Source organism: Nitrospirillum viridazoti CBAmc (assembly GCF_000730165.1).
In the GTDB taxonomy this organism is placed as follows: Bacteria; Pseudomonadota; Alphaproteobacteria; order Azospirillales; family Azospirillaceae; genus Nitrospirillum; species Nitrospirillum viridazoti.
Window position 1 is genome coordinate 838512 of sequence record NZ_CP022110.1, and the last position, 25193, is coordinate 863704.

Annotated in this window: 25 protein-coding genes and 4 tRNA genes; 17 read left to right on the forward strand and 12 right to left on the reverse strand. The window is 68.2% G+C overall.

The window, feature by feature from the left end:
• Nucleotides 1–14: 14 nt before the first annotated feature.
• The 3 genes from Y958_RS03940 to Y958_RS03950 all read right to left on the reverse strand — a co-directional run bounded on the left by Y958_RS03940 (nt 15) and on the right by Y958_RS03950 (nt 3607).
• Nucleotides 15–1469, reverse strand: coding sequence for a cryptochrome/photolyase family protein (locus Y958_RS03940; protein ID WP_088870984.1), 1455 nt, complete (start codon nt 1467–1469; stop codon nt 15–17).
• A gap of 423 nt (nt 1470–1892) precedes the next feature.
• Nucleotides 1893–2642: a ligase-associated DNA damage response endonuclease PdeM gene (gene pdeM / locus Y958_RS03945; protein ID WP_088870985.1), complete on the reverse strand. Its 750-nt coding sequence runs from the start codon at nt 2640–2642 to the stop codon at nt 1893–1895.
• A 20-nt stretch (nt 2643–2662) separates the two neighbouring features.
• A complete protein-coding gene (locus tag Y958_RS03950) occupies nt 2663–3607 on the reverse strand; it encodes an AraC family transcriptional regulator (protein ID WP_088870986.1) in 945 nt (314 codons plus the stop codon).
• A 159-nt stretch (nt 3608–3766) separates the two neighbouring features.
• Between Y958_RS03950 and Y958_RS03955 the strand changes: the two genes are divergently transcribed.
• Entirely contained in the window at nt 3767–4117 is a 351-nt protein-coding gene (locus Y958_RS03955) for a carboxymuconolactone decarboxylase family protein (RefSeq protein WP_411861221.1), read from the forward strand.
• A gap of 126 nt (nt 4118–4243) precedes the next feature.
• Complete coding sequence (locus Y958_RS03960) at nt 4244–4657, forward strand: VOC family protein (protein ID WP_088870987.1); 414 nt, start codon at nt 4244–4246, stop codon at nt 4655–4657.
• Between the two features lie 36 nt (nt 4658–4693).
• Here the strand turns inward: Y958_RS03960 and Y958_RS03965 are convergent, their stop codons facing one another.
• A complete protein-coding gene (locus Y958_RS03965) occupies nt 4694–7153 on the reverse strand; it encodes a ligase-associated DNA damage response DEXH box helicase (protein WP_425600665.1) in 2460 nt (819 codons plus the stop codon).
• 131 nt (nt 7154–7284) lie between these two features.
• Between Y958_RS03965 and Y958_RS03970 the strand changes: the two genes are divergently transcribed.
• The gene (locus Y958_RS03970; RefSeq protein WP_186291249.1) at nt 7285–8058 is read left to right on the forward strand and encodes a 5'-methylthioadenosine/adenosylhomocysteine nucleosidase; all 774 of its coding nucleotides are present in this window, start codon (nt 7285–7287) and stop codon (nt 8056–8058) included.
• Between the two features lie 180 nt (nt 8059–8238).
• A complete protein-coding gene (locus Y958_RS03975) occupies nt 8239–9198 on the forward strand; it encodes a pseudouridine-5'-phosphate glycosidase (RefSeq protein WP_088870990.1) in 960 nt (319 codons plus the stop codon).
• Nucleotides 9199–9268: 70 nt separating this feature from the next.
• Here Y958_RS03975 and Y958_RS03980 read toward each other — a convergent pair whose 3' ends face one another.
• Nucleotides 9269–10159, reverse strand: a complete 891-nt coding sequence (locus Y958_RS03980; protein WP_088870991.1) for an NAD(P)/FAD-dependent oxidoreductase — start codon at nt 10157–10159, stop codon at nt 9269–9271.
• Between the two features lie 136 nt (nt 10160–10295).
• Here Y958_RS03980 and Y958_RS03985 point away from each other — a divergent pair, with 136 nt between their 5' ends.
• On the forward strand, nt 10296–10772 hold the full coding sequence (locus Y958_RS03985) for an Rrf2 family transcriptional regulator (protein WP_088870992.1): 477 nt from the start codon (nt 10296–10298) through the stop codon (nt 10770–10772).
• Here the strand turns inward: Y958_RS03985 and Y958_RS03990 are convergent.
• The 5 genes from Y958_RS03990 to Y958_RS04010 form a co-directional block, all read right to left on the reverse strand.
• Complete coding sequence (locus Y958_RS03990; RefSeq protein WP_088870993.1) at nt 10766–11929, reverse strand: bactofilin family protein; 1164 nt, start codon at nt 11927–11929, stop codon at nt 10766–10768. The two genes, Y958_RS03985 and Y958_RS03990, sit on opposite strands and share 7 nt — an antisense overlap.
• A 275-nt stretch (nt 11930–12204) precedes the next feature.
• Nucleotides 12205–13365 carry a succinylglutamate desuccinylase/aspartoacylase family protein gene (locus tag Y958_RS03995; protein ID WP_088870994.1) on the reverse strand — a complete coding sequence of 387 codons (1161 nt, stop codon included), beginning with the start codon at nt 13363–13365 and terminating at the stop codon, nt 12205–12207.
• 98 nt (nt 13366–13463) lie between these two features.
• A complete protein-coding gene (locus Y958_RS04000) occupies nt 13464–13928 on the reverse strand; it encodes a helix-turn-helix domain-containing protein (RefSeq protein ID WP_040848567.1) in 465 nt (154 codons plus the stop codon).
• A gap of 168 nt (nt 13929–14096) precedes the next feature.
• Entirely contained in the window at nt 14097–14975 is an 879-nt protein-coding gene (gene aguB / locus Y958_RS04005) for an N-carbamoylputrescine amidase (RefSeq protein ID WP_088870995.1), read from the reverse strand.
• A 234-nt stretch (nt 14976–15209) separates the two neighbouring features.
• Nucleotides 15210–16511, reverse strand: a complete 1302-nt coding sequence (locus tag Y958_RS04010; protein ID WP_088870996.1) for a pentapeptide repeat-containing protein — start codon at nt 16509–16511, stop codon at nt 15210–15212.
• Nucleotides 16512–16809: 298 nt separating this feature from the next.
• Here Y958_RS04010 and phoU point away from each other — a divergent pair, with 298 nt between their 5' ends.
• Nucleotides 16810–17523 (forward strand): phosphate signaling complex protein PhoU, encoded by a 714-nt coding sequence (phoU, locus tag Y958_RS04015; RefSeq protein ID WP_088870997.1) that lies wholly within the window; start codon nt 16810–16812, stop codon nt 17521–17523.
• 125 nt (nt 17524–17648) lie between these two features.
• Nucleotides 17649–18410: a hypothetical protein gene (locus tag Y958_RS04020; RefSeq protein WP_145727736.1), complete on the forward strand. Its 762-nt coding sequence runs from the start codon at nt 17649–17651 to the stop codon at nt 18408–18410.
• A gap of 33 nt (nt 18411–18443) precedes the next feature.
• Here Y958_RS04020 and Y958_RS04025 read toward each other — a convergent pair.
• Both Y958_RS04025 and rlmB read right to left on the reverse strand, forming a co-directional pair.
• Nucleotides 18444–18519: transfer RNA gene (locus Y958_RS04025), tRNA-Thr, on the reverse strand.
• A gap of 46 nt (nt 18520–18565) precedes the next feature.
• The gene (gene rlmB, locus Y958_RS04030) at nt 18566–19591 is read right to left on the reverse strand and encodes a 23S rRNA (guanosine(2251)-2'-O)-methyltransferase RlmB (RefSeq protein ID WP_088870999.1); all 1026 of its coding nucleotides are present in this window, start codon (nt 19589–19591) and stop codon (nt 18566–18568) included.
• A gap of 170 nt (nt 19592–19761) precedes the next feature.
• Between rlmB and Y958_RS04035 the strand changes: the two genes are divergently transcribed.
• The 10 genes from Y958_RS04035 (at nt 19762) to rplL (ending at nt 25180) form a co-directional block, all read left to right on the forward strand.
• Nucleotides 19762–19847 (forward strand) — tRNA-Tyr (locus tag Y958_RS04035).
• A 97-nt stretch (nt 19848–19944) separates the two neighbouring features.
• Nucleotides 19945–20018: transfer RNA gene (locus tag Y958_RS04040), tRNA-Gly, on the forward strand.
• 65 nt (nt 20019–20083) lie between these two features.
• Nucleotides 20084–21274, forward strand: a complete 1191-nt coding sequence (tuf, locus tag Y958_RS04045) for an elongation factor Tu (RefSeq protein WP_088871000.1) — start codon at nt 20084–20086, stop codon at nt 21272–21274.
• 354 nt (nt 21275–21628) lie between these two features.
• A tRNA-Trp gene (locus Y958_RS04050) sits at nt 21629–21704 on the forward strand.
• 104 nt (nt 21705–21808) lie between these two features.
• Complete coding sequence (gene secE / locus Y958_RS04055) at nt 21809–22006, forward strand: preprotein translocase subunit SecE (RefSeq protein ID WP_040842369.1); 198 nt, start codon at nt 21809–21811, stop codon at nt 22004–22006.
• A 4-nt stretch (nt 22007–22010) separates the two neighbouring features.
• Nucleotides 22011–22541, forward strand: a complete 531-nt coding sequence (gene nusG / locus Y958_RS04060; RefSeq protein WP_004271317.1) for a transcription termination/antitermination protein NusG — start codon at nt 22011–22013, stop codon at nt 22539–22541.
• A 181-nt stretch (nt 22542–22722) separates the two neighbouring features.
• Entirely contained in the window at nt 22723–23157 is a 435-nt protein-coding gene (rplK, locus tag Y958_RS04065) for a 50S ribosomal protein L11 (protein WP_040842373.1), read from the forward strand.
• Nucleotides 23154–23861: a 50S ribosomal protein L1 gene (gene rplA, locus Y958_RS04070; RefSeq protein ID WP_411861209.1), complete on the forward strand. Its 708-nt coding sequence runs from the start codon at nt 23154–23156 to the stop codon at nt 23859–23861. Before rplK ends, rplA begins: the two co-directional genes overlap by 4 nt.
• 365 nt (nt 23862–24226) lie before the next feature.
• On the forward strand, nt 24227–24745 hold the full coding sequence (gene rplJ / locus Y958_RS04075) for a 50S ribosomal protein L10 (RefSeq protein ID WP_088871001.1): 519 nt from the start codon (nt 24227–24229) through the stop codon (nt 24743–24745).
• A 54-nt stretch (nt 24746–24799) separates the two neighbouring features.
• Complete coding sequence (gene rplL / locus Y958_RS04080; RefSeq protein ID WP_040842378.1) at nt 24800–25180, forward strand: 50S ribosomal protein L7/L12; 381 nt, start codon at nt 24800–24802, stop codon at nt 25178–25180.
• Nucleotides 25181–25193: the final 13 nt, after the last annotated feature.

The window sequence follows — 25193 nt, forward strand, 5'->3', positions numbered from 1 at the left end:
TTTAACCCCAGAGGTCAATCGTTGTCGTCCCTGATCGCCGCGAAGGTGTCCAGCGCCCGCTGCCGCGCCGCCTTATGCTCCACCACCGGGTGGGGGTAGTCGTGGCCGAGGCGCACGCCGGCGGTTCGCAGGGTGATGGGATCGGCGGTCCAGGGTTGGTGCAGCACGCGGTCGGGCAGGCCCGCCAGCTCGGGCACCCAGCGGCGGACATAATCACCCTTGGCGTCGAACTTCTCGCCCTGCAGCACCGGGTTGAACACGCGGAAGTAGGGGGCGGCGTCGGCGCCGCAGCCGGCGATCCATTGCCAGCTGGCGGTGTTGTTGGCCAGGTCCGCGTCCACCAGCGTGTCCCAGAACCAGGCCTGGCCGGCCGTCCAGGGCAGCAGCAGGTGCTTCACCAGGAAGGACCCGACCACCATGCGCACCCGGTTGTGCATCCAGCCGGTGGCCCACAGCTCCCGCATCCCGGCGTCGACGATGGGGTAGCCCGTGAGGCCGCGCTGCCACGCCGCCAGATGGCCGGCGTTGTCATCCCAGGCGAAGGCCTCGAACTTCGGGTTCAAGGGGCGTTCGGACAGGAAGGGGAAGTGATAGAGCAGGTGGTGGCAAAACTCGCGCCACCCCAGTTCGCGCAGGAACGAGTCCACGCCGTCACTGCCCTGGGTCTTGGCCTGGGCCTGGGCCGCCGCCCAGATCTGGCGGGGGGAGATCTCTCCGAAGTGCAAATGGGGAGACAGGCGAGATGTCAGCGGCTGTGCCGGGTAGTCGCGCCCCTCGGGGTAGCGTGCCACGGCCCGGGCCAGGAAATCCTCCAGGCGCTGTCGCGCGCCCGCTTCGCCGGGTGTCCAGCTGTCGCGCAGGCCCCCCGCCCAGTCGGGCCTGGTGGGCAGCAGGCCCCAATCCGCCAGCCGGTCGCTGTCGGGCGGCGTGGGCAGGGTGGCCAAGTGCCGGGGCGCGGGCTCGGGCCGCCCCGGGTCCAACCCCTCCCGCACAGCCTTCCAGAAGGGGGTGAATACCTTGTAGGGACCGCCTGTGCCGGTCTTCACCGTCCACGGTTCCGCCAGCAGGGCGGCATTGAAGCTGTCGACGGCGATGCCCTCGGCCTTTAGGTCGGCCTTCAGCGTGCTGTCGCGGGCGATGGCGTGCGGCTCATAGCAGCGGTTCCACACCACGGCCTCCGCCCCCGTCTCCCGTACCAGGGCGCGCAGCGCCACGTCCGCCCGGCCCCGCCGCAGGATGAGGGGGCAGCCCAGGCCGGCCAGCGCTCCGGATAGCGCCGCCAGGCTGTGGTGCAGCCACCAGCGCGAAGCGCCCCCCGGCGCCCACGGTCCCGGCGTGTGGTCGTCCAGGATGTAGACCGGGACCACCGGCCTGCCGGATTGGGCGGCATGGCCCAGCGCGGGGTTGTCGGCCAGGCGCAGATCCTGACGGAACCAGACGATGACGGGTGGCTTCGGGACGGCGAACATCAGGCGAACCCTAGCATTTCTGCAGATGACAGGCATGCGCCGGTGGGCCGGCGTGGTGTGAGCGCTACAATAGCGGGCAAGAAAAAAGGCGACATTCGGGGCTGACCGTAGGGCTGGCGCGGGTTTTGACAGGATGTTGGACGGAACGCCGCAGGACGAACCGCATATGACGGAAGATACGTACCCGTCCATCCGGTGGATCACCCCCGGCGAAATCTATTCCCCACCCTATACTGATGTATTGGCGTGCTTGTTTTTCCCAGCAGGGATCCTATTTGAAACAGTGTCCGCTCGATGATCCAGTGTACCGGTTCCCCCATCCCGGCCTGGCTGCGCACCCCCCAAAAGCGCGTTCGGCGGACGACCTAAGGGCGGCCCGGGTCCCCCCATCCCCGGGCCGCCCGTTTCCTTTTTGGGGCCTTGTCAATATGTGCCGGTATCCGCCAAATCGGCCCCCAGGATATGGGTCGAGTGGAAGGCATAGCCGCGATCCCGGTGCAGCAGCACGATGCTGAAGGCGCCCGGGAACAACCGGCGCAGTGCCGCCTCGCGCACGTCCAGGCCACCGGTGTAGGCACCGAAGGCCGGCAGCACCAGGCGGTTGCCGTCGGTGATGAAGCAACGCCCCCCCACCCGCCGCGCCCGCGTCGGCACGCTGGCCTTGGGATGGTAATGGCCGGAGATTTCACCAGCCGGGGTGAGGTCCCCAGGGGCCGTGTTCTGGGCCTCGTGCCGGAAAACCAAGGGGCCCTCCACCCAATCGTCCACCACTCGGCCGCCCCAGTCCGGCGGCGGGGCGGGGTCATGGTTGCCCACCACCCACAGCCATTCATGGGCCTGGATCAGCGCCGCAAGGCGCCGGCCGTCATCGGCCGAGACGCGGGCGCCCGCGCGCCGGTCATGAAAGCTGTCACCCAGGCACAGCACGCGCCGCGGCGCCAGGCGGCGGCAGACCGCCTCCAGCCGGGTCAGTGTGGCGGCGGTGTCGTAGGGCGGCAGCAGGGTGCCGCGCCCGGCGAAGGCCGTGCCCTTTTCCAGGTGCAGGTCGGCCACCACCAGCAGGCCCCGGTCCGGCCAGTACAGGGCGCCGCTGGCATCGGCCAGCACCATGGCTCCGTTGACGGTCAGGCTGGTCTGGTCGCCGGTGCTGCCGGTGCCGAAACGGGCGTTCATGCGAAAGAGGTCCCCATCAGTCAGGCGCGCGCCGCGTCCCGGTAGTCCCCGGGTGCTGCATTGTAATGGCGTTTGAAGGCGCGGCTGAACGCGCTTTCCGATTCATAGCCCACGCGGGCCGCCGTTTCCGCCAGCGACAGGCCCTCGGCCACCAGATGGCGCACCGCCAGCTGCATGCGCACCTGGGCCAGGAAGGCCAGGGGGGCGGGGGCGCCGGCGGCGCGAAAGGCGCGCACCAGGCTGGCGCGGGAAAGATGGGCCTGGTCCGCGAGTTGGTCCAGGGTCCAGGGCCGGGCGGGATCCTGCACCAGGGCGGCCACAACACGGGCGGTTGCCGGTCGGGCCAGCAGTCCCGCCGCCTCCGTGCCCTCGCCGTGATCCTCCAGGTGCCCGCGCAGGATCATGGTGAACAGGGCGCGGGCCAGGTCGGTGGCGATGGCGCGGGCGCCGGGGCGGGGGGCGGCCACCTCGTCGCGGATGGTTTCCACCAGCCGGGCCAGGCGCGGCCCGCCACCGCGCAGGTGCACCGCCTCCGGCAACAGGGCCAGCAGCGGGTTGTCAGCCACCCGTTCAAAGGCGAATCGCCCACAGATCAGGTCCAGGGTCGGGGCGGCGAGGGGCCCGCCGGACAGGTCGCTGGTCCGCCGCACCTCCACCACGCCGTTGTCGTGACGCTCCAGTCTTGTTGTGGCGTCGGCCGGCGCGCCGGCGGTGCGCACCGTGTGCCGCGCGCCGTGGGGCAACAACAGGACATCGCCATCGCTCATATCCAGGGTCCGGTCCAGGTCGGGCAGCAGCACCTGGGCCTTGCCCGCCGTGACGATGTGGAAGGGCGCCAGACCGAAGGGTTCCCGCCCGTGCGGGGCCGACCAGCCGGGGCCGAACAGGCAGTGCTGCTCCACCTGCGGGCGCACCTGGATCAGGGGGGCCAGCGCGCTCAGCACATCGTTGCGATCGTCGTCCATCGACTTTGCTTCACCCAGCCAACGTTGATCCTGCCGGTCATGACCTTGATCCGCCCGGGCATTCAGCGGCGGGCGGCCCGGCGTTACCTTTCACTCATCGAAACGCACACCGGACGGCGCCTTACCCGACGGCGCTCCGCGGATGAAAGGAAGCAGATCATGATGCTCGATTGGAACCAGTATCGTCAGCAGATTGGCGCCGGCGTCGGTGCCTATGCCAAGCTCAGCCCCGACACGGTGAAGGGCTACGTCACCATCAGCGGCGCCGGCCAGCACACCAACCACCTGGATGCCAAGACCCGCGAGCTGATCGCCCTGGCCGTGGCCGTGAGCGTCAAGTGCGACGGCTGTATCACCGTCCACACCGACGCCGCCATCAAGAATGGTGCCACCAAAGAGGAAATCGCCGAGGCCCTGGGCGTGGCTGTGGCCATCGGCGCCGGTGCCGCGCTGGTTTATACCACTCGCGTCATGGACGCCTATGGCCAGCACCCGTCCACCCAGGGCTGAGGCCGGGCGCAGTCGAAGCGGTGCGGGGGCGATCCCGCGCCGCCTGCGCCCTGGCCCAGCCGAGTGGAGCGATTGCGGCGCCGGTTGGCGGGGATCATAGTGGAGCAGCCTCAGGGAGGATCGCCCATGACCTTTGCCGCACTGGGAATGACGCCTTTGATCAGCGTCTTCGACATGCCTGACGCGCTGAGGTTTTACCGGGAGATCCTCGGCTTCGACCTGGTGGCGGCTTCGCCGGAGGTGCAGGCGCGCGAGGGCACCTTTTCCCATTGGGTCTGGCTTCGGCGCGGACAGGCGCAAATCATGTTGAACACGCAGTTCGATTCGAACGAACGGCCTGCGGAAAACGATCCGGCGCGGGTGGCCGCGCATGGAGATACGGTCCTGTACATCGGCTGCGCCGATGTCGACGAAGCCTTCGACGAGCTCACGCGGCGCGGCCTTCATGCCGACGCGCCGACCCTGGCGCCGTATGGGCTGAGGCAGTTCAGCACCAAGGACCCCGACGGCTATATTATCGTTTTTCAGGAGGTCCGCTAGCGCCGGGGCCGTCCCGGCGGCAGGGGTAGGGCGGCCTTAAAACGGCAACAGGCCCTGGCCCTGGCGCATGGTCTTGGGCAGCAGCGCCTCGGCCGCTAGCTCCTCGGCCGCCTCCTGCAACAGCACCTCGTCCGCCCGGCCGCCCACCATGACGCGGCCGATCTCCAGCAGCACGGGCACCGCCAGGGGGGAGATGCGGTCCAGCGCCATGTGGCGGATGTGCCCCTTCACGCGGGCCAGCATGTCAGCCAGGCGGCGCACGTCGGTCAGGCCGGCGGCGGCCTCGGCCCGGGTGGCCTGCAGCAGCAGGTGGCCGGGATCGTGGCGGCGCAGCACGTCGTAGATCAGGTCGGCGCTGACCGTCATCTGGCGCTTGGTCTTTTCCTCCCCCGGGTGGCGGCGCTCCAGCGTGCCGGCGATGGTGGCCACGGTCTGGAAGGTCCGGCGCAGCATGCTGGACTCGTCCATCCACTCCTCCAGGTCGTCGCCCAGCATGTCCTCGGCGAACAGGGCATCCATGTCGGTGGCGGTGCTCAGCGACCAGATGGCCAGCACATAGTCGGTGGCCACGAAGCCCAGCGGGTGCAGGCCCAGCCGTTCCATGCGGCGGGTCAGCAGCATGCCCAGGGTCTGGTGGGCGTTGCGGCCCTCGAAGGTGTAGGCCACCAGGAACTCCTTGCCGCCGCGCGGGAAGGTTTCCACCAGCAGGCCGGTGCGGTCGGGCAGGGCCGAGACATAGCGCTGGATGCGCAGCCACTCCGCCACCTCCGCCGGCAGCTCGCGCCATTGGCCGGGGTCGGCCAGCATGGCGCGCACCCGGTCCGCCAGGTGGGTGGTCAGGGGCAGGCGGCCGCCGGCATAGACCGGCACCTTGGGCTGGCCCTGGCCGCCCTTGACCACGATGGCGGCGTTATCGCGCATGCCGACGAAGCGCAGTAGCTGGCCGCCGAAGATGAAGGTGTCGCCCGGCACCAGGCCCTGGATGAAATATTCCTCCACATCGCCGATGGAGCCGCCATTGGACATGCGGACCTTGACCGTCGGCTCCTCCACGATGGTGCCGACGTTCAGGCGGTACTGTCGCGCTACCTGGTAGTTGGCCAGCTGCCACAGCCCATCCTCCCGCCGGCGCAGGCGCTGGAAGCGTTCATAGGCGCGCAGGGCATAGCCGCCGGTGGCGACGAAATCCATGACCTGCTCGAACCGCTCCCGAGTCAGATGGGCATAAGGCGCGCAGCTGGTGACCTCGGCGAACAGGTGGTCGGCGTCGAAGGGCCCGGCGCAGGCGGTGCCCACCACGTGCTGGGCCAGCACCTCCAGCCCGCCGGGGCGCGGCGGGTCGCCGTCCAGGGTGCCGGCATGGACGGCGTCGATGGCGGCCTTGCACTCCAGCACCTCGAACCGGTTGGCGGGAACGAGCAAAGCGCGGGAGGTCAGGTCGATGCGGTGGTTGGCGCGGCCGATACGCTGCAGCAGGCGGCTCACGCCCTTGGGTGCGCCGATCTGCACCACCAGGTCCACGGCGGCCCAGTCGATGCCCAGGTCCAGAGAGCTGGTGGCGACCACGGCGCGCAGGGCGCCACGGGCCATGGCCGCCTCGACCTTGCGGCGCTGCTCAGTCGACAGGCTGCCGTGGTGCAGGGCGATGGGCAGGGCGTCGGCGTTCACGCGCCACAGCTCCTGGAACACCAGCTCGGCCTGGGCGCGGGTGTTGACGAAGATCAGGGTGGTGCCGCAGGCCTTCACCTGTTCATAGACGTCCGGCATGGTCTGCAGGGCCATGTGCCCGCCCCAGGGGATCTCCATGGTCAGCAGGATGCCCACCTCCGCCGGGGCGCCGGGGGCGCCGCGGACGATTTTAACCCCACGTGGACCGACGGGCGTGGTCGGTGCCGCAGGATGGTTGGGCAGGGCCAGGTAATCGGCCAGGGCCTGGGGATGGGCCACGGTGGCGGACAGGCCGACGCGACGGGCGCTGGGTGCCAGGCTGGCCAGCCGCGCCAGGTGCAGGGCCAGCAGATCGCCGCGCTTCGACCCGGCCAGGGCGTGCAGCTCATCCACGATGACGGTGCGCAGGGTGCCGAACAGCGTCGCCGCCTCGGGATACGACAGCAGCAGCGCCAGGCTTTCCACCGTGGTCATCAGGATCTGCGGCGGGTGGGCGCGCTGGCGGCGGCGCTTGGCCTCCGGCGTATCTCCGGTGCGCGTCTCCACCCGGATGGGCAGGCGCAGCTCCGCCACCGGCTGTTCCAGGTTGCGGGCGATGTCCACCGCCAGCGCCTTGAGGGGGGAGATGTAGAGGGTGTGCAGCCCCTCGCGCGGGCGTTCCGACAGGTCGATCAGGCTGGGCAGGAATCCCGCTAGCGTCTTGCCGCCGCCGGTGGGGGCGATCAGCAGGGTATGGTCCCCCCGCTGGGCGGTGCGCAGCATCTCCAGCTGATGGGCGTGCGGCGTCCAGCCGCGATGGGCGAACCACCCCGCGATGTTGGCGGGCAACAGCTCTGGATCTGGCCCTGGAACAGAGATTGGCGCGACAGGCGGCATGCCCTCAGGATATATGAGGTTCAGGCCCGGCGCCCAATAGGATGCTGCCGGGCTCCAGTGCGAATAATGGGATCAAGTCCGACATGACCGAGCAGAAGGGCGGCCCGCTGGGGCTGATTTGCGCCATTCCCGAGGAAATCGCCCATTTCGGCGCGCATTTCCGGGCGGAGAGCACGCGCGACATCGCCGGCTTCACCTTCCAGCAGGGCAGCATGGACGGCCGCCAGGTGGTGCTGGTGGAGGCCGGCATCGGCAAGGTCAACGCCGCCGTCGTCTCCACCCTGCTGCTGCAGGTGTTCGGCGCCCGCGCCCTGCTGTTCTCTGGCGTGGCCGGCGGCGTGGACCCGGCCCTGGCCATCGGCGACGTGGTGGTGGCCACCCGCCTGGTGCAGCATGACTATGGCGCCCTGGCGGATGGCGAATTGAAAGTTTACCAGCCGGGGGTGCCGCCCCTGCCGGGCTTCGACGAAGCCCACGGCTATGAGCTGGACAAGGGTCTGGAGGCCAAGGCGCGCGCCGCTTTGTCGGGCCTGACGCTGCCCGCCCTGTCGGCGGAAGCCACGGGCGGGGAGGCGCGGATGCCTGGCATCCATTTCGGAACCGTGCTGACGGGCGACCAGTTCCTGAACTGCGAGACCTCGCGCGACCGGCTGTTCCGCACCTTCGCCGCCCAGGCGGTGGAGATGGAGGGCGCGTCGGTGGCCCAGGTGGCGACGCGCTGGGGCGTGCCCTATCTGGTGGTGCGCAGCCTCAGCGACCTGGCCGGGGCTGATAGCCACATGGACTTCCCCGCCTTCTGCCAGGCGGCGGCGGCCGGTGCCGCCGAATTGATCCGGCGCCTGGCGGCGGTACTGTAACGCCCGGCGCTTGAGGGCATCAAGGCAACTGCGGCGGCATGAGACTTTTCGCCTGCCGCTGCTAGGATGCGACTGCATCCGCCGGAAGTTTCCGGGGAGCGTAGCGGACTGGAAACTGAGGAAGCCAAGCGGCCGGATGGCCGCGCCCGGCGCTTGAGGGCATCGATAAAGGGGGCGGGCATGCTGGACTATTGCGTGATCAAGGGGGAGATCGCGGCCGCCATCAAGGCCGGGCGCGCCGTCGTGGCCCTGGAATCCACGGTGATCAGTCACGGGCTGCCCTATCCCGCCAATATCGAGGCCGCCAAGGCCATGGAGGCGACAGTGCGGGCCAACGGCGCCGTGCCCGCCACCATCGCCATCCTGGACGGCCGCATCCGCATCGGCCTGGAGGCGGAGGATTTTGAGCGCCTGGCCGCGGGCGGCATCCGCAAGGTGAGCCGGCGCGACCTGCCGCTGGTGCTGGCGGCCGGCGGCGATGGCGCCACGACCGTCGCCGCCACCATGATCGCCGCGCGCCTGGCCGGCATTTCCGTCTTCGCCACCGGCGGCATCGGCGGCGTGCACCGGGGAGCGGAGACCACGCTGGACATCTCCGCCGACTTGGAGGAACTGGCCCGCACCGACGTGGCCGTGGTCTGCGCCGGCGCCAAGGCCATCCTGGACCTGCCCAAGACGCTGGAGTACCTGGAGACACGGGGCGTGCCGGTGGTCGGCTACGGCACCGACAACTTCCCCGCCTTCTACACCGCCCAGTGCAACCTGCCGGTCGACAGCCGCTGTGATTCGGCGGACGACGTGGCCCGCATCCTGCGCGCCAAGTGGCAGCTGGGCCTGAGCGGCGGCGCCATCATCGCCGTGCCCATCCCGGAAGAGGCGGCCCTGGACGCCGAGGCCATCGAGCAGGCCATCCGCCTGGCGGTGGCGGAGGCCGAGGGGCAGGGCGTGCGCGGCAAGGAACTGACGCCCTTCCTGCTGGCCCGCCTGGAGCAGTTGACGGAAGGTGCCAGCCTGGTGGCCAACCGTGCCCTGCTGCTGAACAACGCCGCCGTGGCGGCCCAGATCGCTGTCGCCTACGCCACCCTGCGCCGGGAAACGACGTTGCCGCGCCGCCCGCCGGGCAAGCGGGCGCTGTACTGAGGATAGCGGCGCATCCGCCCCCGCTTCTCCCGTCCGCTGTGCAGCCTACTCGCGGCGTTCGGGAAACCCATCAGGTTGGAAACAGCAGCGAGCGGTGCGCGGCGACGCCGGCCATGGCGCCGCTGGCGACCGCAAGGGCCACCGAGGCCATCATGCGCGACACGTCCCCGCAGGCGAACACGCCGGGCACGCTGGTCTGCTGCAGCTCATCCACCTTCACGAACTGACCTAGGGGGCCATCCTCGATGGCCACGCCCAGTTCCGCTGCCAGCGGGCCGGTGATGCGGGTGGGGGCCAGGGTGAAGACGCCCGCCAGGGGCACGGTGCGGCCGTCGGCCAGGCGGATATCGGCGGCCTTGCCGAAGAAACCGGCGACGGGGATGCGTTCCACCGTCACGCCGCGTCGCTCCAGGTCGGCCAGTTGGTCGGCGTCGGGCTCGAACGCGCCGTTCAGGAACAGGGTGGTCGGGCCCCAGTCGGGCAGCATCTGGGCGTGGTGCAGGGACATGGGCCCCGTCGCCAGCACCCCAATGGGGCCCTGGTTCAGCTCATAGCCATGGCAGTAAGGGCAGTGGAACACGTGTTTGCCCCAGCGCTCCGCCAGGCCCGGCACCTCGGGCAGGGTATCGGTCACGCCGCTGGCCAGGATCAGGCGGGCGCCGCTGACGGGACCGGCGGTGGCTTCCACCCTGAAGACGCCGTCCTCGGTCCGGGCGGCGGCGATGGCGGCCGCCTCGCGGATCTCCACGGTGGCGTAGCGCGCCAGCTGCGCCCGGGCGGTGGCGATGATGTCGGCGGGCGCCACGCCGTCCTGGCCCAGGAAGCCATGAGAGGCGTGGGCGAAGCGGTTGCGGCGCTGGCCGGCGTCGATCACCAGCACGCGGCGACGGGCGCGGCCCAGCTGCAGGGCAGCCGACAGGCCGGCATAGCTGCCGCCGATGATCAGGATGTCGTAGGGCATGATGGCCTCCGGTGGATTAATCGTAACTTTGACTATTACGATTCAATCGAAGCCGTCAAGGGATTCGCCACTGTCACAGTTGCGAATGACGGCAGGGGCCGTTAAGCTGGGCCGTCACCAGGAAAGGTTAGGGGCTGTGAGCAGGGATTCCCGATTGGCGCGCATGGCGCATGTCCTGGTCCACATGGCCTGCCACGAGGGGGTGGCCACGTCGGAAACCATTGCGCGCATGTTGAACACCAACCCCGTGGTGGTGCGTCGGACCATAGCGGGCCTGCGCGACCGGGGCTATGTCGCCTCGGAAAAGGGGCCGCGCGGCGGCTGGCGCCTGACGCGGCGCTTGGAAGAGCTCACCCTGCTGGATGTGCACCGGGCGCTGGAGACGGCGTCGGTCTTCACCATCGGCCCCAGCGACGACCACGCGGCGTGCCCGGTGGAGAATTTGGCCAACCAGGCCATCACCGGTGCCCTCGACCAGGCCAGCGCGGCGCTGGAAGCAGCGCTGGGCCAGGTGCGCCTATCCGACATCCTGGCGGAGGGACAGGCGCTGCGGGCGGCGATGGACCACAGCCGCTCGCAGCATCAATGCCCTAACGCGGTGGCGGCTCAGTAGGCCGCCACCGGCCCCCGGCGGCGCAGGTGGCTGACCAGGCCGCCCAGGCCCATCATCAGCAGGCCGAACTTCACCAGCCCGCCCACGAAGGGGATCAGCTGCAGCACGGCCAGGATCAGCACCACCAGGGCATAGCGGCGGATGCGGTCCCCCGGGCTGACCGGCGGGCCGCGCCGCTGGGTCACCATGTCGGCCAGGGCGAAGCCGGCCAGCGGCATCGCCACCATCAGCGCCAGGATGTAGGCGAAGCCCAGCACCAGGGCCACGGGGATGCCGATGATGGTGATCAGGCAGAACAGGCTGAACAGCGGCACCAGGACCAGCAGCACCAGGCCCTTCACCGCCGCCGGGCCGGGGTCGCCGGCGATCCCGGCGGCCACGTTGGTGACGGTCCCGGGGAACAAGATGTAGAGCACAGCGCCCACCAGCAGCATGCCGACGGCGAAGCTGATCATGCCGATGCCGCCGAACCAGGGCATCCAGATGTGCCAGCCGCTGTGGTGGTGGCCGCGGGTGTCGTTGCCGCCATCCGTGTCGGCGTCTTCATCCCGGTCCCGGTGGCGGTGGTGTTCCATGCCGTCGCCCTTGTACTGCACCTTGCCTTCGATATGGGCGCCGGCCGGCAGCTCCAGCGCGTGGCCGCCGCTGAAGGTGACGTCACCCATGATGTGGGCGCCGGGCTGCAGGATCAGCTTGCCGGAGGTGGCGTCGACGTCGCCCATGATGGTGCCGGCCACGGTCAACTCGCCGCCCTTGACCGCCACGTCGCCGGCCACCGTACCGTTCAGCGTGACCTCACCGCCCAGCAGCGTGGCGTCGCCGGACACGACGGAACCCTTCTGCATGTCGATGTTGCCGGCCACCAGCACGACGTCCCCGCCCACCTGGCCCGTCAGGGTGGTGCTGCCCGACACCACGATCAGGCTGTCGGCCACCGTGCCGCTGACCGTGGCGGTGGAACTGATCAGGATGGCGCTGCCGGCCACCGTGCTGTTGAGCTGGACGTTGCGTCCCAAGGCGATGACCGTATCGTCGGCTGCCTGGTCCACCGTGACATTGCGCCCCGTGTACCAGGCGGCATCGGCCGGCGCCGGCAGTACCGCCATCAGCCCAGCCAACATGAAGGCGGCCAGCGCCGCCCGAAATCCCCGCACCATGATATCCCCGCGTTGACTCAATCCCTTCGCTTTCGCGACGGGGCTTCTCCCACCGTCACTTTCCCTGGAACCTGGCCCAGGGGCAAGGGCCGCCCGCGTGGACGGGAAGGGGGCCATTATGACGGGGGGATGAAAGGGATGGTGCCCTTAGCACCGGCATGAGACGCGGTCTCTTGCCTGCCACCGCGTCCGGTAGCTTACCGGACCCGGCCTCATTCAAGTTACAAGGATAGCCGAGCCCGCGGATGCGGGCCCGGCGCTTGAGGAGATGTAAATCAGCGCGCGGTCAGCAGCCCGCTGCCTTCTTCCGCCAGGGGGCGGTCGCCGGCGATGCTGGTGATGATGGCGCCGGCGGCGGTGTAGCGCTGTTCCGCCCGGGCCCAGACGATGCCCGGGGTGCGCGCGCGCGCGGGGTGGCGGGCGCCGGTGGCGGGGTCCACCACCTCCGCGACCGTTTGGCCCACGGTGACGGTGTCGCCCAGCGCCACCGTGTAGAGGACCACCCCGGCCACGGGGGCCCGCACACGGTCCACCCCGGCCAGCGGCGTCGCCTGGCAGGCGGGGGCGGGCTGCTCGCTAGCGTCGCCCGCCAGCAGGCCGCGCCGGGTCAGCACGCGCACCAGCGCGTCGGCGTCGGCGGCGGCCAGGGCATCATCCACGTCGCGGCGGCCGCGCAGCTCGATGGTGGCGGCCAGGCAGGCGGCGGGCAGGGGCGGCACCGCGCCCGACAGGCCGGCGGTCAGGCGGTTGCGCAGGCGCCACCACAGGCCGGAACAGGCCTCGTCGAATGGATTGCCGCCCGACTCCAGCGCCAGGAAGACGGCGCGGCAGCCCAGCTCCGCCATCACGTCGGCGGCGTCGGGCCAGGATTCGGTGCCGGTGTAGGCATGGACCAGGGCTTCGCTGTCGCAATGCAGGTCCAGCACCAGGTCGGCGTCGATGGCCAGACCCATCAGGATCTTGCGCAGGCTGTCGGCCTCGGTCGCCGTTTCCCATGCCGTGATGGCGGCCAGGGCGGCGCGGCGCACCAGGGCCACGTTGGCGGCGGCGTCAGATCCCAGACGGCCCAGCACCTGGTCGGCCACCGGGGCGGCCAGGTCGGGGAAGTCGCGGTTGAAGTTGACGCCGCTGCTGAGGGCGAAGCGGCCGATGGCCGTGCCCAGCACGGCTTGCGACAGGCCAATGGGGTTGGCGTAGGGCACCAGGATGATGTCGCCCCGCACGCGGCCTTCCGCGTCGGCGGCCTTCAGCCGAGCCAGCAGATGCTGCGCCACCAACAGCCCGGGGATCTCGTCGGCGTGCAGGGCCGCCTGGATGTACGCCTTGGGGCGGGGGGCCGCGTCGGTGCGTGCCGGGCCGAAGCGATGGACGGTCACGGCCCGGTGGGTGCCCGGAAAGCCATGGTCCAGGATGATCTCTTCGGTAGTTAGCGGCATTCCGGCATCCGCGGGTGAGGGGGCCCAAAAGGCAACCGCCGGATGGGGGCCATCCGGCGGTCGGCACTATACCTGAAAAAACGTGACGCTTTCAGGCTTTAGGCGTCTTCGGCTTCCCGAACGTCGCCGCCCAGGGCCTTCAGCAGATCGAAGGCGCGGCGGCGCACGGCGCCGTCCGGCACGCGGTAATAGGCGCGCACCAGCTCCAGCGTCTCACGCCGGGCCATGGTCTCGCCTTCCTCGCTGCCCAGCGCGATGCGCGTGGCCTGCTCGGTCGCCGGCAGGTCTTCGAAGAAGTACCCGACGGGCACGCCCAGCACCTGGGAAAGGTTGAACAGCCGGCTGGCGCTGATGCGGTTCATGCCCCGCTCGTACTTTTGCAGCTGCTGGAACGTGATGCCCACGGCCTCACCCAGGATTTCCTGGCTCAGGCCCAGCAAAGTACGGCGCAAGCGCAAGCGATTGCCGACATGGATATCGATAGGATTGGGACCCTCGCCACGCTTGGAAAGTGAGTACGCGGACGCAAGGGTACCGGTCACAGAGCTCTTTTGAGCACCCATTTGTATTGACCTCGATTTAACAACTGCCGTCCCTCATTTATCGCAGAATCGCCCTTGGCAAAAGGATTTATCTGAGGATGCGGCAGTTGAGGCCAATGCATGACATATTTGTAATGGTTATTGTTGGTTAACGCGTCATTTGCCTACCGAATTGGCAATGATTTGCCGTCAACCCCTGCGTGTGCGTCCATCCAGGGTCAACAGGGGCGCATAGAGCTCCGGCCGGCGGTCGCGGAACACCCCCCAGGAGGAACGGACCTTCGCGATTTCGTCCAAGTCGAAGGTGGCGGTCAGCACCGTCTCCTCCTCGCGATTCGCTTCCGCCACCTTCTCGCCCTTGGGGCCGGCGATGAAGGAGGAGCCGTAGAAGGTGATGGAGCGGTCGTCGTCCGGCTCGGTGCCCACGCGGTTGCTGGCCACCAGCGGCACCAGGTTGGCACCGGCATGGCCCTGCATCACCCGCTGCCAGTGATCGCGGCTGTCCAGGGTGGGGTCTTGCGGCTCCGACCCGATGGCGGTGGGGTAGAACAGGATCTCCGCCCCCTGCAGGGCCATGACGCGTGCGGCCTCCGGGAACCATTGGTCCCAGCAGATGGCGGTCCCGATGGTCGCGTAGCGGGTCTTGTAGACCTGGAAGCCGGTGTCGCCGGGGCTGAAGTAGAACTTCTCCTGATAGCCGGGGCCGTCGGGGATGTGGCTCTTGCGATAAATGCCCAGGATACCGCCGTCGGCGTCGATCATGGCCAGGGAGTTGAAGTAGGCGTTGCCCGCCCGCTCGAAGAAGCTGGTGGGCAGGACCACCTGCAGCTCGCGAGCCAGGGCGCTGAAGCGGGCCAGCACGGGATGGCCCTCTGCCGGGGCCGCGTGGGCGAAGTGCGCGGCCTTCTGGTTGATGCAGAAGTAGGGCGTCTCGAACAGTTCCTGCGGCAGGATGATCTGGGCGCCCTGGGCCGCGGCACGGCGCACCAGCGCCTCCACCCGGTCGACGTTGCCCTCCTTGTTCCAGTCGCACCACGTTTGGGTGGCCGCTACCGTCACCTGTCGCATCGCGCACTCCCTTCCTTCAGAAGCCGATCCTGAAACCGGGCCCATCATAGCCGTGTTCGTGACAGGCACTAGCGTGCCGTCGCGTCCTAAATGGTGCGGGTTGGGGCCGGTTCCAGCGCACGGCCGATTCGCATGGTGGGCGCAGGGCCGGCAGGGCGGCGGCCCGTCACGGCGACGGCCGCGGCTTCACCCCGCCTGTACTACAGCGGTAGGTCATTGCTCTGAAGGCGGTGCTTATTCGTCGTCGTCGTCGATCTGGGCCGGCATGGCGGCGCCATCCAGGATGGCGCCCTCCAACTGGGCGCCGCGCAGGTTGGCGTCGATCAGGTTGGCGCCGGACAAGTCCGCGCCGCGCAGGTCGGCGCCCGACAGGTTGGCGCTGCGCAGGTTGGCGCGCTGCAGGCTGGCCTTCAGCAACAGGGCGTCGGCCAGGTTGGCGGGCCACAGCCGGCCGATGGGGCGGCCGTCCGGCCCCTTGATGTCGACGGAGCCGATCTCTGCCCCGTCCAGTTTGGCGCCCGTCAGGTCGGTGCCGCGCAGGCTGACGCCATCCAGGGTGGCGCCCGTCAGGTCGGCGCCGCGCAGGTCGGCCCCGGCGAGGTCCGACATGATGAACATGGAATCGCGCAGCTTGGCGCCCACCATCTTGGCGCCCTTGAGGTCGGCGCCGCTGAGGTTCACGCCCTTCAGGTCGATGTGGCTCAGATCCTCGGCCGCCAGTTCCGCCCGGATGCCCTTGGCGCCGTTGCTGAGTATCCAGGTGCGGTGGTGGCCCAGCGCCTTCTGGATCTTCTCCGAGAAGTTTTCCGACCCGCGCGCCAGGTTGGCGCCGGTGGTGTCCACACCCGTCAGGTCGACGCCGTCCAGGTTGGCGCCCGTCAGGTCGGCGTTCATCAGGATAGCGCCGGCCAGGCTGGCGCCGGTCAGGCGGCAGTCCCGCAGCACAGCGCCCGTCAGGTTGCTGCCCGACAGGTTCACGCCGCGCATATCGCAATTGGTGAAGTTGGCCGACTTCAGCACCGACTTGGCCAGGTTGCAGCCCGACAGCTGTGCGCCCGAGCAGTCGGCACCCACCATGCTGGTCTCGCTGAGGTCGGCGCCGGCTAGGTTGGCGCTGGACAGCAGGGCGTCATCCATGTCCGCGCCGCGCAGGTCGGATTGCTGCATGCTGACCTGGCCGGGCCCCCGGCGATCCAGCAGCGCGCCGCCGCGCAAGTCGGCCTCACGCAGGATGGCGCCCTTCAGGCGGGCGCCGCGCATGTGGGCGCCGCGCAGGTCGGCGCGGTACAGGTTGGCGTTGATCAGGACGGCGCGGGTCAGCTTGGCGGCGAACAGGTCGGCCATGCTGAGGTTGGCGGTGGTGAAGTCGCAGCCGGTGAGGTTGGCGCCGGACAGCTTGGCCGACTGCAGGTTCATGCCGACGAAGCTGGCGCCCTGCAGATCGACCAGGGGCAGCATGGCGCGCGCGCCGCCGGTCTTCCGCTTCAGCCAGCGATCGTGCTTTTCCAGTACGGCGATCAGTTCGTGCGGTGTCATGCCCCGATTGGGCCCCTCAGCAGCGTTCACAAATTTGCGGGCAGTCTGTATTTCTTTCGGGCTGGTTACAACTAAACATCCTATCCCTTTGCTAAGAAAACATTGACGCTGGCGGCACATTGGACAAGCTAGGTCGTGAATCTGCAGCCCGCGCCGCGGGTAAAGGGGGGCGGGACCCGGGCGGAATCGGGGGCCGTGGTCCTTTAAGGTCCTGGTAAGATCGATCCTGGGCGGCTCCTTCCGGGCATGCCTCGGTTCATCGTTTTCGCCGTCTATCGCTTTTAAGGAACAAGAGCCAATGTCGACCGGCCATATCGTGGCGTCCTATGACGAGGAACTGGCCCAGCTGCACCGCACCATCACTCATATGGGACGGTTGGCCTCCACACAGCTGAGCCGGGCGTTGAAGGCGACTCTGGAGCGTGACGGCGACTTGGCTGCGGCGGTCATGGCCGACGATGCCCAGGTCGACGCCCTGGAACAGCAGATCGAGAACCAGACGCTGAAGCTGCTGGCGCTGCGGGCCCCGGTGGGCCGTGACCTGCGTGAGGTGGTGGCGGCGCTGAAGATCGCCAACAACCTGGAACGCATCGGCGATTTCGCCGCCAACGTGGCCAAGCGCTCGCTCGCCCTGAACCAGATGCCGGAGGTGGAACTGACCCGCTCGCTGCGCCGCATCGGCGATGCGGCCAACGACATGCTGACCCAGGTGGTGACGGCCTACGCCGATGGCGACGCGGCGGCGGCGCTGGCCGTGCGCGAGGCGGACAACGAGGTGGACCTGGCCTACACCGCCCTGTTCCGCGAACTGCTGACCTATATGATGGAAGCGCCGCAGCGCATCACTGCCTGCACCCACCTGATGTTCGCTGCCAAGAACCTGGAGCGTATCGGCGACCACGCGACCAACATCGCCGAGACGCTGTGCTTCCAGGTCCTGGGCCAGGCCCCCGACGCGGAACGCGCCAAGGGTGACGACACCGCGCTGACCATCCTCACGCCCCCGGCGTGACGGCCCGGGGGGCGCGCAGGAAACCAGGCATAAACCTGGCACGTGGTTTGCTCTTGTGACTGGTGGGGGACCGTCCGGTGGCGGCTCCTCCCCCAAGAATCGAGACGCCAGAGATGAACCGCCCCATGCCCCGCGCCGCGCTTCGGTCCCGCCTTTCCCCCCACCTGCGCGCCCTGCCTGCGGCGGCGCTTGGCGGTCTGCTGCTGGCGGGTGGCCTGGTGTCCGGCTGTTCGGAACGGCCCATGGCGGCAGCCTTCCTGACGCCGCCGCAGTACAAGATGGAAACGGCGGCCCATTGGGTGATCGTGGCCAAGGACGTGGCCTCGGCAGTTTCCGCCTATCTGCAGGAGCAGACGGGGCAAAAACCGCCGGTGCAGATCTATCTGACGCGGCACAGCGACACCACTTTCGCCGATGCCTTCCAGCAGGCGCTGACCACGGCCTTCGTCCAGAACGGCCACGCCGTGGCCATGGAGCCCAAGCCCGACGTGGTGGCGGTGGCCATCGACGCCAACGCCATCGCCCATCCCAAGTTCACCAACGCCAACCACACCGTGCCCGGCCCGCTGACGGCCCTCGGCGCCGGCGTCGCCGTGGGCAAGCTCATGCTGGACGCCATGCCCTGGGGGATCACGGCGGCAGCGGGCGGCCTGGCGCTGGATACCGCCCGCGCCACGGTGGAGGAGACCTCGACCGAGCTGATGCTGACCGTCTCCATCAGCCGGGACGGCTACTACATCTACCGCTCGCAGGCGATCTACTACGTGAACGACGACGCGCTGGCCGAATATGTCGGCGGCCCCGGCACCCGCTACCGCAGCTTCAACGACGTGCCCGAGGGTAATGTCGGGCTGGATCTGGGCCACAAGCCGTATGTGATCAGGTGACGCCGCTCGCTCCGGCGGCGGGCGGCTGGAAAATGGTGCCGGCTGCGAGACTTGAACTCGCGACCTACCGCTTACAAGGCGGTTGCTCTACCAACTGAGCTAAGCCGGCTCCCAGGACCCCCGGGGTAGCCCGGGGCGTCGAACGCGGGCAGACCTTAGCGTCGCCGCGCGACCTCGTAAAGCGCCACGGCGGCCGCGTTCGACACATTCAGGCTGCCGATGGGGGGCTGGGTCGGCAGATGAGCCAGCGCGTCGCAGCGTTCCATGGTCAGGCGGCGCAGCCCATCACCCTCCGACCCCATGACCACGGCCACGCGGCCCGGGAAATCCAGCGCGTGCAGGGGCTTCGGCCCCGATTCGGCCAGGCCGACGCAGAAGAATCCACTGTCCTGCAATTCGGTCAGGGCCCGGGACAGGTTGGTCACCCGCACCAGGGGGACCACTTCCAGGGCGCCCGAGGCCGTCTTGGCCAGCACGCCCGTCACCTCCGGCGCGTGCCGGTCCTGGACGATGACGGCCTTGGCGCCGAAGGCGGCGGCGGAGCGCAGGATGGCGCCCACGTTGTGCGGATCGGTCACCTGGTCCAGCACCACCACCATATCCGTCTCCCCGCAGGCGCGGGCGACGTCGGCGATGTCCAGCTCGGGCAGGGGGCTGGCGTCCAGCACCAGCCCCTGGTGCACGGCGCCGGCCGGCAGCAGTCGGTCCAGCGCCTCGCGTTCCACCACCGTGGGCTCGGGCCGGGCCAGGCCGGCGGCCTTGGCCTGGGCGAAGGCCTCGGTCATCAGCTCCAGGCCGGCCGGCGTGGCCAGCAGGGCCTTGCAGCGCCGCTCGGGATTGGTCCAGGCCGCCACGACGGGGTGCTGGCCATAGAGCATGCCGGGCTTGGGCGTGGCTTTGGGGCCCGTGGGCTTCTTGGCGCCGCCCCGCGGCTCACTTCGCCCCTCGGCCTGTCTCTCGGCGCGCGGCGCGCCGTCCGCACGGCCATCCTGCGCGCGCGGGCGTTCACCCGAAACGTGGGCACCCTGGCCGTGGCCCCCCTGGACGCGGGCACCCTGGGTGCGCGGCGTGGACGCACCCGGACGGCCGCCATCGCGGGGCGGGCGGGGCGAATTGGGGGAGGAGGGGCCGTTGCCGCCGGCGCGGGAACCACCCTGGTTGGAAAATCCAGATCGCTTCATGGTGCCATCCTTAGCGCCAAGCGGTGCAGGGTTGCCACTGGTTTCCGCAGGGCATGGCACGGTTGCCGCCAAGTCTTTTCGTCCGACCAACATTTCCCCGTTGACAGGAGGGGGTCGAAACGCCTACCCACCTGTCCACCGTTTTCGACCCCGGTCGGACACGCGGCGACGGAAGGGTGGCCGAGTGGTTAAAGGCAGCAGACTGTAAATCTGCCCGCGTTAGCGTACGTAGGTTCGAATCCTACCCCTTCCACCACTTTGCCGGTAAAACCGCCCCCCAGTGATGAGGGGTGGGTTTACTGGCTCCCCGCGTGCGCGAAGCAGTTCCGGGGTATGGGGCGGTAGAGACTTAGGCGGGTGTAGCTCAATGGTAGAGCAGAAGCCTTCCAAGCTTACGACGGGGGTTCGATTCCCCTCACCCGCTCCAGTACAAAGCTCCACGCGAAATCCTAAAGCTTAACTTCAGACTGTCAGGCAAAGGCGGATAAGACCATGGCCAAGGCGAAATTCGAGCGCACCAAGCCGCACTGCAACATCGGCACGATCGGTCACGTTGACCATGGCAAGACGTCGCTGACGGCTGCGATCACCAAGGTGCTGGCTGAGACCGGTGGCGCGACGTTCACCGCGTACGACCAGATCGACAAGGCGCCGGAAGAGAAGGCGCGCGGCATCACGATCTCGACGGCGCACGTCGAGTATGAGACGGCCAACCGTCACTACGCCCACGTCGACTGCCCCGGCCACGCCGACTATGTGAAGAACATGATCACCGGCGCGGCGCAGATGGACGGCGCGATCCTGGTGGTGTCCGCCGCCGACGGCCCGATGCCGCAGACCCGTGAGCACATCCTGCTGGCCCGCCAGGTCGGCGTGCCCGCGCTGGTGGTGTTCATGAACAAGGTCGACATGGTCGACGATCCCGAGCTCTTGGAGCTGGTGGAGCTGGAAGTGCGCGAGCTGCTGAGCAGCTACGACTTCCCTGGCGACGACATTCCGATCGTGAAGGGCTCCGCCCTGTGCGCCCTGGAAGACCGCAGCCCCGAGATCGGCAAGGAAGCCATCCTGGAGCTGATGAAGCAGGTCGACGCCTACATCCCGCAGCCGGAGCGTCCGGTTGACAAGCCCTTCCTGATGCCGATCGAAGACGTGTTCTCGATCTCGGGCCGCGGCACCGTGGTGACCGGCCGTGTCGAGCGCGGCATCGTGAAGGTGGGCGAGGAAATCGAGATCGTCGGCCTGAAGGCGACGGTCAAGACGACCGTGACCGGCGTGGAAATGTTCCGCAAGCTGCTGGATCAGGGCCAGGCTGGCGACAACATCGGCGCGCTGCTGCGCGGCACGAAGCGTGAAGACGTCGAGCGCGGCCAGGTTCTGGCTAAGCCCGGCTCGATCACCCCGCACACCAAGTTCGTGGCCGAAGCCTACATCCTGACGAAGGAAGAAGGCGGCCGTCACACCCCGTTCTTCACCAACTACCGTCCCCAGTTCTACTTCCGCACCACGGACGTGACGGGCATGGTCTCGCTGCCGGAAGGCACCGAGATGGTGATGCCGGGCGACAACGTGCAGGTGACCGTGGAGCTGATCGCCCCGATCGCCATGGACGAAGGCCTGCGCTTCGCCATCCGCGAGGGCGGCCGCACCGTCGGCGCCGGCGTGGTCGCGAAGATCATCGCCTAAGGGACGTTTGGGTCGCGCGGGTGGTCTTCCCTGAAGGCCACCCGCACCCATGCGATTTGGTGAGGGGTGCCCCGGTCCGCCGGTGGCGCCCCTTGCCTTTAAGTAGGGGAGGGCCGTCGGAGGCCCTCCGGCGGCTGCTTGGGATTTCCTGGGCGCCGACGGTCAAACCCCTGAAAACACCATTCTTTTCGGGGCCCTGGGCCTGTCGGGGAAAGGTGTTGCCGGCCCACCGGCCGCATGCACAGACGCAGATCTGCCCCGCATACGAGGGGTATGCTGTTTTATCTGGACAAGCGGTTCCGAATGGTGAATAAACCGGCCCTCCGAGACGCGGGAAACTGCGGCCGGCGACGTAGGAGTGTAGCTCAATTGGTAGAGCACCGGTCTCCAAAACCGGGGGTTGGGGGTTCGATCCCCTCCACTCCTGCCACGTCGCCCCGCTGAAGATCGCGCCCGGACGGCCAAGCGGGCCGGTGGCGGCAGCGATGCCGAAACAGTATGACGAGTAGCTCTGAACGTGGTGGCGTAGCCCTTATGGCGAAGACCAGTCCTGCCCAGTTCGCGCGCGAAGTGCGCCGTGAGATCGCCAAGGTGACGTGGCCGACCCGCAAGGAAACGGTCATCTCCACCTGGATGGTGTTCCTCATGGTCATCGTCGCGTCTCTGTTCTTCCTGGCGGTCGATCAGATCATCGCGTTCGCTGTCCGCCTCGTTTTCGGTATCGGAGGCTAAGGTCATGGCCGCGCGTTGGTACGTTGTTCACGTTTATTCCGGATTCGAAAAGAAGGTCTCTCAGTCGATTCGTGAGAAGGCCGCCCAGAAGGGTCTGGAAGATCAGTTCGAGGAAATCCTGGTCCCGACCGAAGAGGTCGTGGAGGTGCGTCGCGGCGCCAAGGTGAACTCCGAACGCAAGTTCTTTCCCGGCTATGTGCTGGTGAAGATGGAACTGACGGACGAGAGCTGGCACCTGGTGAAGAACGCACCGAAGGTGACGGGTTTCCTGGGTGGCGGCGGCAAGCCGCAGCCCATCAGCGAGGCGGAAGCCTTGCGCATCATGAACCAGGTGCAGGAAGGGATCGAGCGGCCCAAGCCCTCCATCCACTTCGAAGTGGGCGAGAACGTGCGTGTCACCGACGGCCCCTTCACCTCGTTCACCGGCCTCATCGAAGAGGTCGACGAGGACAAGGCGCGGGTCAAGGTGGCGGTGTCCATCTTCGGCCGTGCGACCCCCGTCGAGCTCGAGTACGCGCAGGTCGAAAAGATTTAAGCGGGACGGCGCCCCGGTTCTTCGGAAACCGGGGCGTCTTCCCATTCCCCGCGTGGGAGGCAAGCCCGAAGGTCCCGGCAACGGGGCCAAAGTCCATGGGGCAAGCCGAACCACGCATCCCGCAGATCCGGGTGGCGCCCCTTAATCGGGGTTCCGTCCGGATTGTTGTTGAGGACGTATCATGGCGAAGAAGATCGTCGGTTATATCAAGTTGCAGGTGCCGGCCGGCAAGGCCAACCCGTCGCCGCCCATCGGTCCGGCCCTGGGTCAGCGCGGCCTGAACATTATGGAATTCGTGAAGGCCTTCAACGCGAAGACGGCCGACCTGGAGCAGGGCATGCCCATCCCGGTCGTGATCACCGCCTACGGTGACCGTACCTTCACGTTCGTCACCAAGACCCCGCCGAACACCTACTTCCTGAAGAAGGCCGCCGGCATCACCAAGGGCGCCGTCCAGGTGGGCAAGGGCGCCGCGGTGGGCAAGGTGAAGATGTCGCAGATCCGCGAAATCGCCAAGACGAAGATGCCGGACCTGAACGCGAACGACATCGAGGCGGCTGCCAGCATGCTGGTCGGCTCGGCCCGTTCCATGGGCCTGGAAGTGGTGGAGGATTGATCATGGCCGGCAAGCGTCTCAAGAAGGCTAACGCCACCGTCGACCGGAACAAGTTCTACGCCCTGGACGAGGCCGTCCAGTCGGTGAAGGGCAACGCCACCGCCAAGTTCGACGAGACCGTCGAGATCGCCATGAACCTGGGCATCGACCCGCGTCATGCCGACCAGATGGTCCGCGGCATGGTCCAGCTGCCCAACGGCACCGGCAAGACCGTTCGCGTCGCCGTCTTCGCTCGCGGCGCCAAGGCTGACGAAGCCCTGGCCGCCGGCGCCGAGCTGGTGGGTGCGGAAGACCTGGCCGAGAAGATCCAGGCGGGCGAGATGAACTTCGACCGCTGCATCGCCACCCCGGACCTGATGGCGCTGGTCGGCCGTCTGGGCAAGGTGCTGGGCCCGCGCGGCCTGATGCCGAACCCGAAGCTGGGCACCGTGACGATGAACGTCGGCGAAGCCGTGAAGTCCGCCAAGGGTGGCTCGGTCGAGTTCCGCGCCGAGAAGACCGGTATCGTGCACGCCGGCGTGGGCAAGGCCAGCTTCAGCCAGGAAGCCCTGGCCGAGAACATCAAGGCCTTCGTTGGTGCCATCAACCGCGCCAAGCCGACGGGTGCTAAGGGCACCTACATCGAGAAGGTCAGCCTGAGCTCGTCCATGGGCCCGGGCCTGAAGCTCGACGTTGCCGCCCTGGTCGCCTCGATCTCGGCCTAAGGCTGCAGAGAGTTTCCGTCCAAGCCGTCCGTTTCCGTAAGGGGGCGGACGGTGAGGGCGGCCGGAGGGCCGGAGCGATCCGTCCTTCCAACCCTGTCCAAGACTGCGGGCGCCAAGCCGGAACCGATCATCCCTTCGGGGGCGTGACGACCGGGGCGGCTTAATGAACGCCGGCATAGACGGGAGTAACAAGCGTTTTGCAGGTGGACGGTTCCCCCCCCCGCTTGGATTGGATGGCTTGTCGCTTCTGGGGCAGGTTCACCGGTTTCGGGTGAAACCCATTCGTGGGTGGAGGCTGAGGCTACATTTGGACCGGGAAGAAGGGCGTGACCCGCCCGTCTGTCCCAGTTGTTAGGAGGCGAACCGTGGATCGCACAGAAAAGCAAGCGACTATCGCGGCTCTGCATCAGGCGCTCTCCGCCACTTCCCTGGTCGTCGTGACCCGCCAGTCGGGCATGACGGTCGCCGAGGTGACGGACCTGCGCCGTAAGATGCGGGCCGCTGGCGCGAGCTTCAAGGTGACCAAGAACCGGCTCGCCCGTATCGCCCTGAAGGGCACCCAGTTCGAAAAGCTGGACGACCTATTCGTCGGCGTGACCGCCATCGCTTACTCGAGCGATCCGGTCGCGGCGGCCAAGGTTGCGATCGCTTATGCCAAGGCCAATGACAAGTTCAAGATCATTGGCGGCGGCATGGGCGCTACCGTCCTGGACGACAAGGGCATCGAGGCTCTCTCGAAGCTCCCGTCCATCGAAGAACTGCGTGGTCGCCTGCTTGGCATGCTCCAGACGCCCGCCACCCGCATCGCCGGTGTGCTGCAGGCTCCGGGCGGCCAGGTGGCGCGCGTGCTGTCGGCTTATGCCAAGAAGGGCGAGGCGGCCTGAGCCTCGCGTACTTTTCGTAAATCTCAAGACAAGACCTGATTTAGGAGAACATCCATGTCCAAGCTGGAAAAGCTGGTTGAAGAGCTGTCCGCTCTGACCGTCATCGAGGCCGCCGAGCTGTCGAAGCTGCTGGAAGAGAAGTGGGGCGTTTCCGCCGCTGCTCCCGTCGCCGTTGCCGCCGTTGCCGGCCCGGCCGCTGAAGCCGCCGCTCCCGCCGAAGAGCAGACCGAATTCACCGTGATCCTCGCCGACGCCGGCGACAAGAAGATCAACGTGATTAAGGAAATCCGCGCCATCACCAGCCTCGGCCTGAAGGAAGCCAAGGACCTGGTCGAGGGTGCGCCGAAGACCGTGAAGGAAGGCGCCACGAAGGACGAAGCTGCTAAGATTAAGAAGCAGCTGGAAGACGCCGGCGCGAAGGTCGAGGTGAAGTAAGAAACGATCCCCT

Bases quoted from the DNA above. Each gene is read 5' to 3' on its own strand.
- Y958_RS03940 (WP_088870984.1), bottom strand. From the start codon at position 1,469: ATGTTCGCCGTCCCGAAGCCACCCGTCATCGTCTGGTTCCGTCAGGAT.
- pdeM (WP_088870985.1), bottom strand. From the start codon at position 2,642: ATGAACGCCCGTTTCGGCACCGGCAGCACCGGCGACCAGACCAGCCTG.
- Y958_RS03950 (WP_088870986.1), bottom strand. From the start codon at position 3,607: ATGGACGACGATCGCAACGATGTGCTGAGCGCGCTGGCCCCCCTGATC.
- Y958_RS03955 (WP_411861221.1), top strand. From the start codon at position 3,767: ATGATGCTCGATTGGAACCAGTATCGTCAGCAGATTGGCGCCGGCGTC.
- Y958_RS03960 (WP_088870987.1), top strand. From the start codon at position 4,244: ATGACCTTTGCCGCACTGGGAATGACGCCTTTGATCAGCGTCTTCGAC.
- Y958_RS03970 (WP_186291249.1), top strand. From the start codon at position 7,285: ATGACCGAGCAGAAGGGCGGCCCGCTGGGGCTGATTTGCGCCATTCCC.
- Y958_RS03975 (WP_088870990.1), top strand. From the start codon at position 8,239: ATGCTGGACTATTGCGTGATCAAGGGGGAGATCGCGGCCGCCATCAAG.
- Y958_RS03980 (WP_088870991.1), bottom strand. From the start codon at position 10,159: ATGCCCTACGACATCCTGATCATCGGCGGCAGCTATGCCGGCCTGTCG.
- Y958_RS03990 (WP_088870993.1), bottom strand. From the start codon at position 11,929: ATGGTGCGGGGATTTCGGGCGGCGCTGGCCGCCTTCATGTTGGCTGGG.
- Y958_RS03995 (WP_088870994.1), bottom strand. From the start codon at position 13,365: ATGCCGCTAACTACCGAAGAGATCATCCTGGACCATGGCTTTCCGGGC.
- Y958_RS04000 (WP_040848567.1), bottom strand. From the start codon at position 13,928: ATGGGTGCTCAAAAGAGCTCTGTGACCGGTACCCTTGCGTCCGCGTAC.
- aguB (WP_088870995.1), bottom strand. From the start codon at position 14,975: ATGCGACAGGTGACGGTAGCGGCCACCCAAACGTGGTGCGACTGGAAC.
- Y958_RS04010 (WP_088870996.1), bottom strand. From the start codon at position 16,511: ATGACACCGCACGAACTGATCGCCGTACTGGAAAAGCACGATCGCTGG.
- phoU (WP_088870997.1), top strand. From the start codon at position 16,810: ATGTCGACCGGCCATATCGTGGCGTCCTATGACGAGGAACTGGCCCAG.
- Y958_RS04020 (WP_145727736.1), top strand. From the start codon at position 17,649: ATGCCCCGCGCCGCGCTTCGGTCCCGCCTTTCCCCCCACCTGCGCGCC.
- rlmB (WP_088870999.1), bottom strand. From the start codon at position 19,591: ATGAAGCGATCTGGATTTTCCAACCAGGGTGGTTCCCGCGCCGGCGGC.
- tuf (WP_088871000.1), top strand. From the start codon at position 20,084: ATGGCCAAGGCGAAATTCGAGCGCACCAAGCCGCACTGCAACATCGGC.
- secE (WP_040842369.1), top strand. From the start codon at position 21,809: ATGGCGAAGACCAGTCCTGCCCAGTTCGCGCGCGAAGTGCGCCGTGAG.
- nusG (WP_004271317.1), top strand. From the start codon at position 22,011: ATGGCCGCGCGTTGGTACGTTGTTCACGTTTATTCCGGATTCGAAAAG.
- rplK (WP_040842373.1), top strand. From the start codon at position 22,723: ATGGCGAAGAAGATCGTCGGTTATATCAAGTTGCAGGTGCCGGCCGGC.
- rplL (WP_040842378.1), top strand. From the start codon at position 24,800: ATGTCCAAGCTGGAAAAGCTGGTTGAAGAGCTGTCCGCTCTGACCGTC.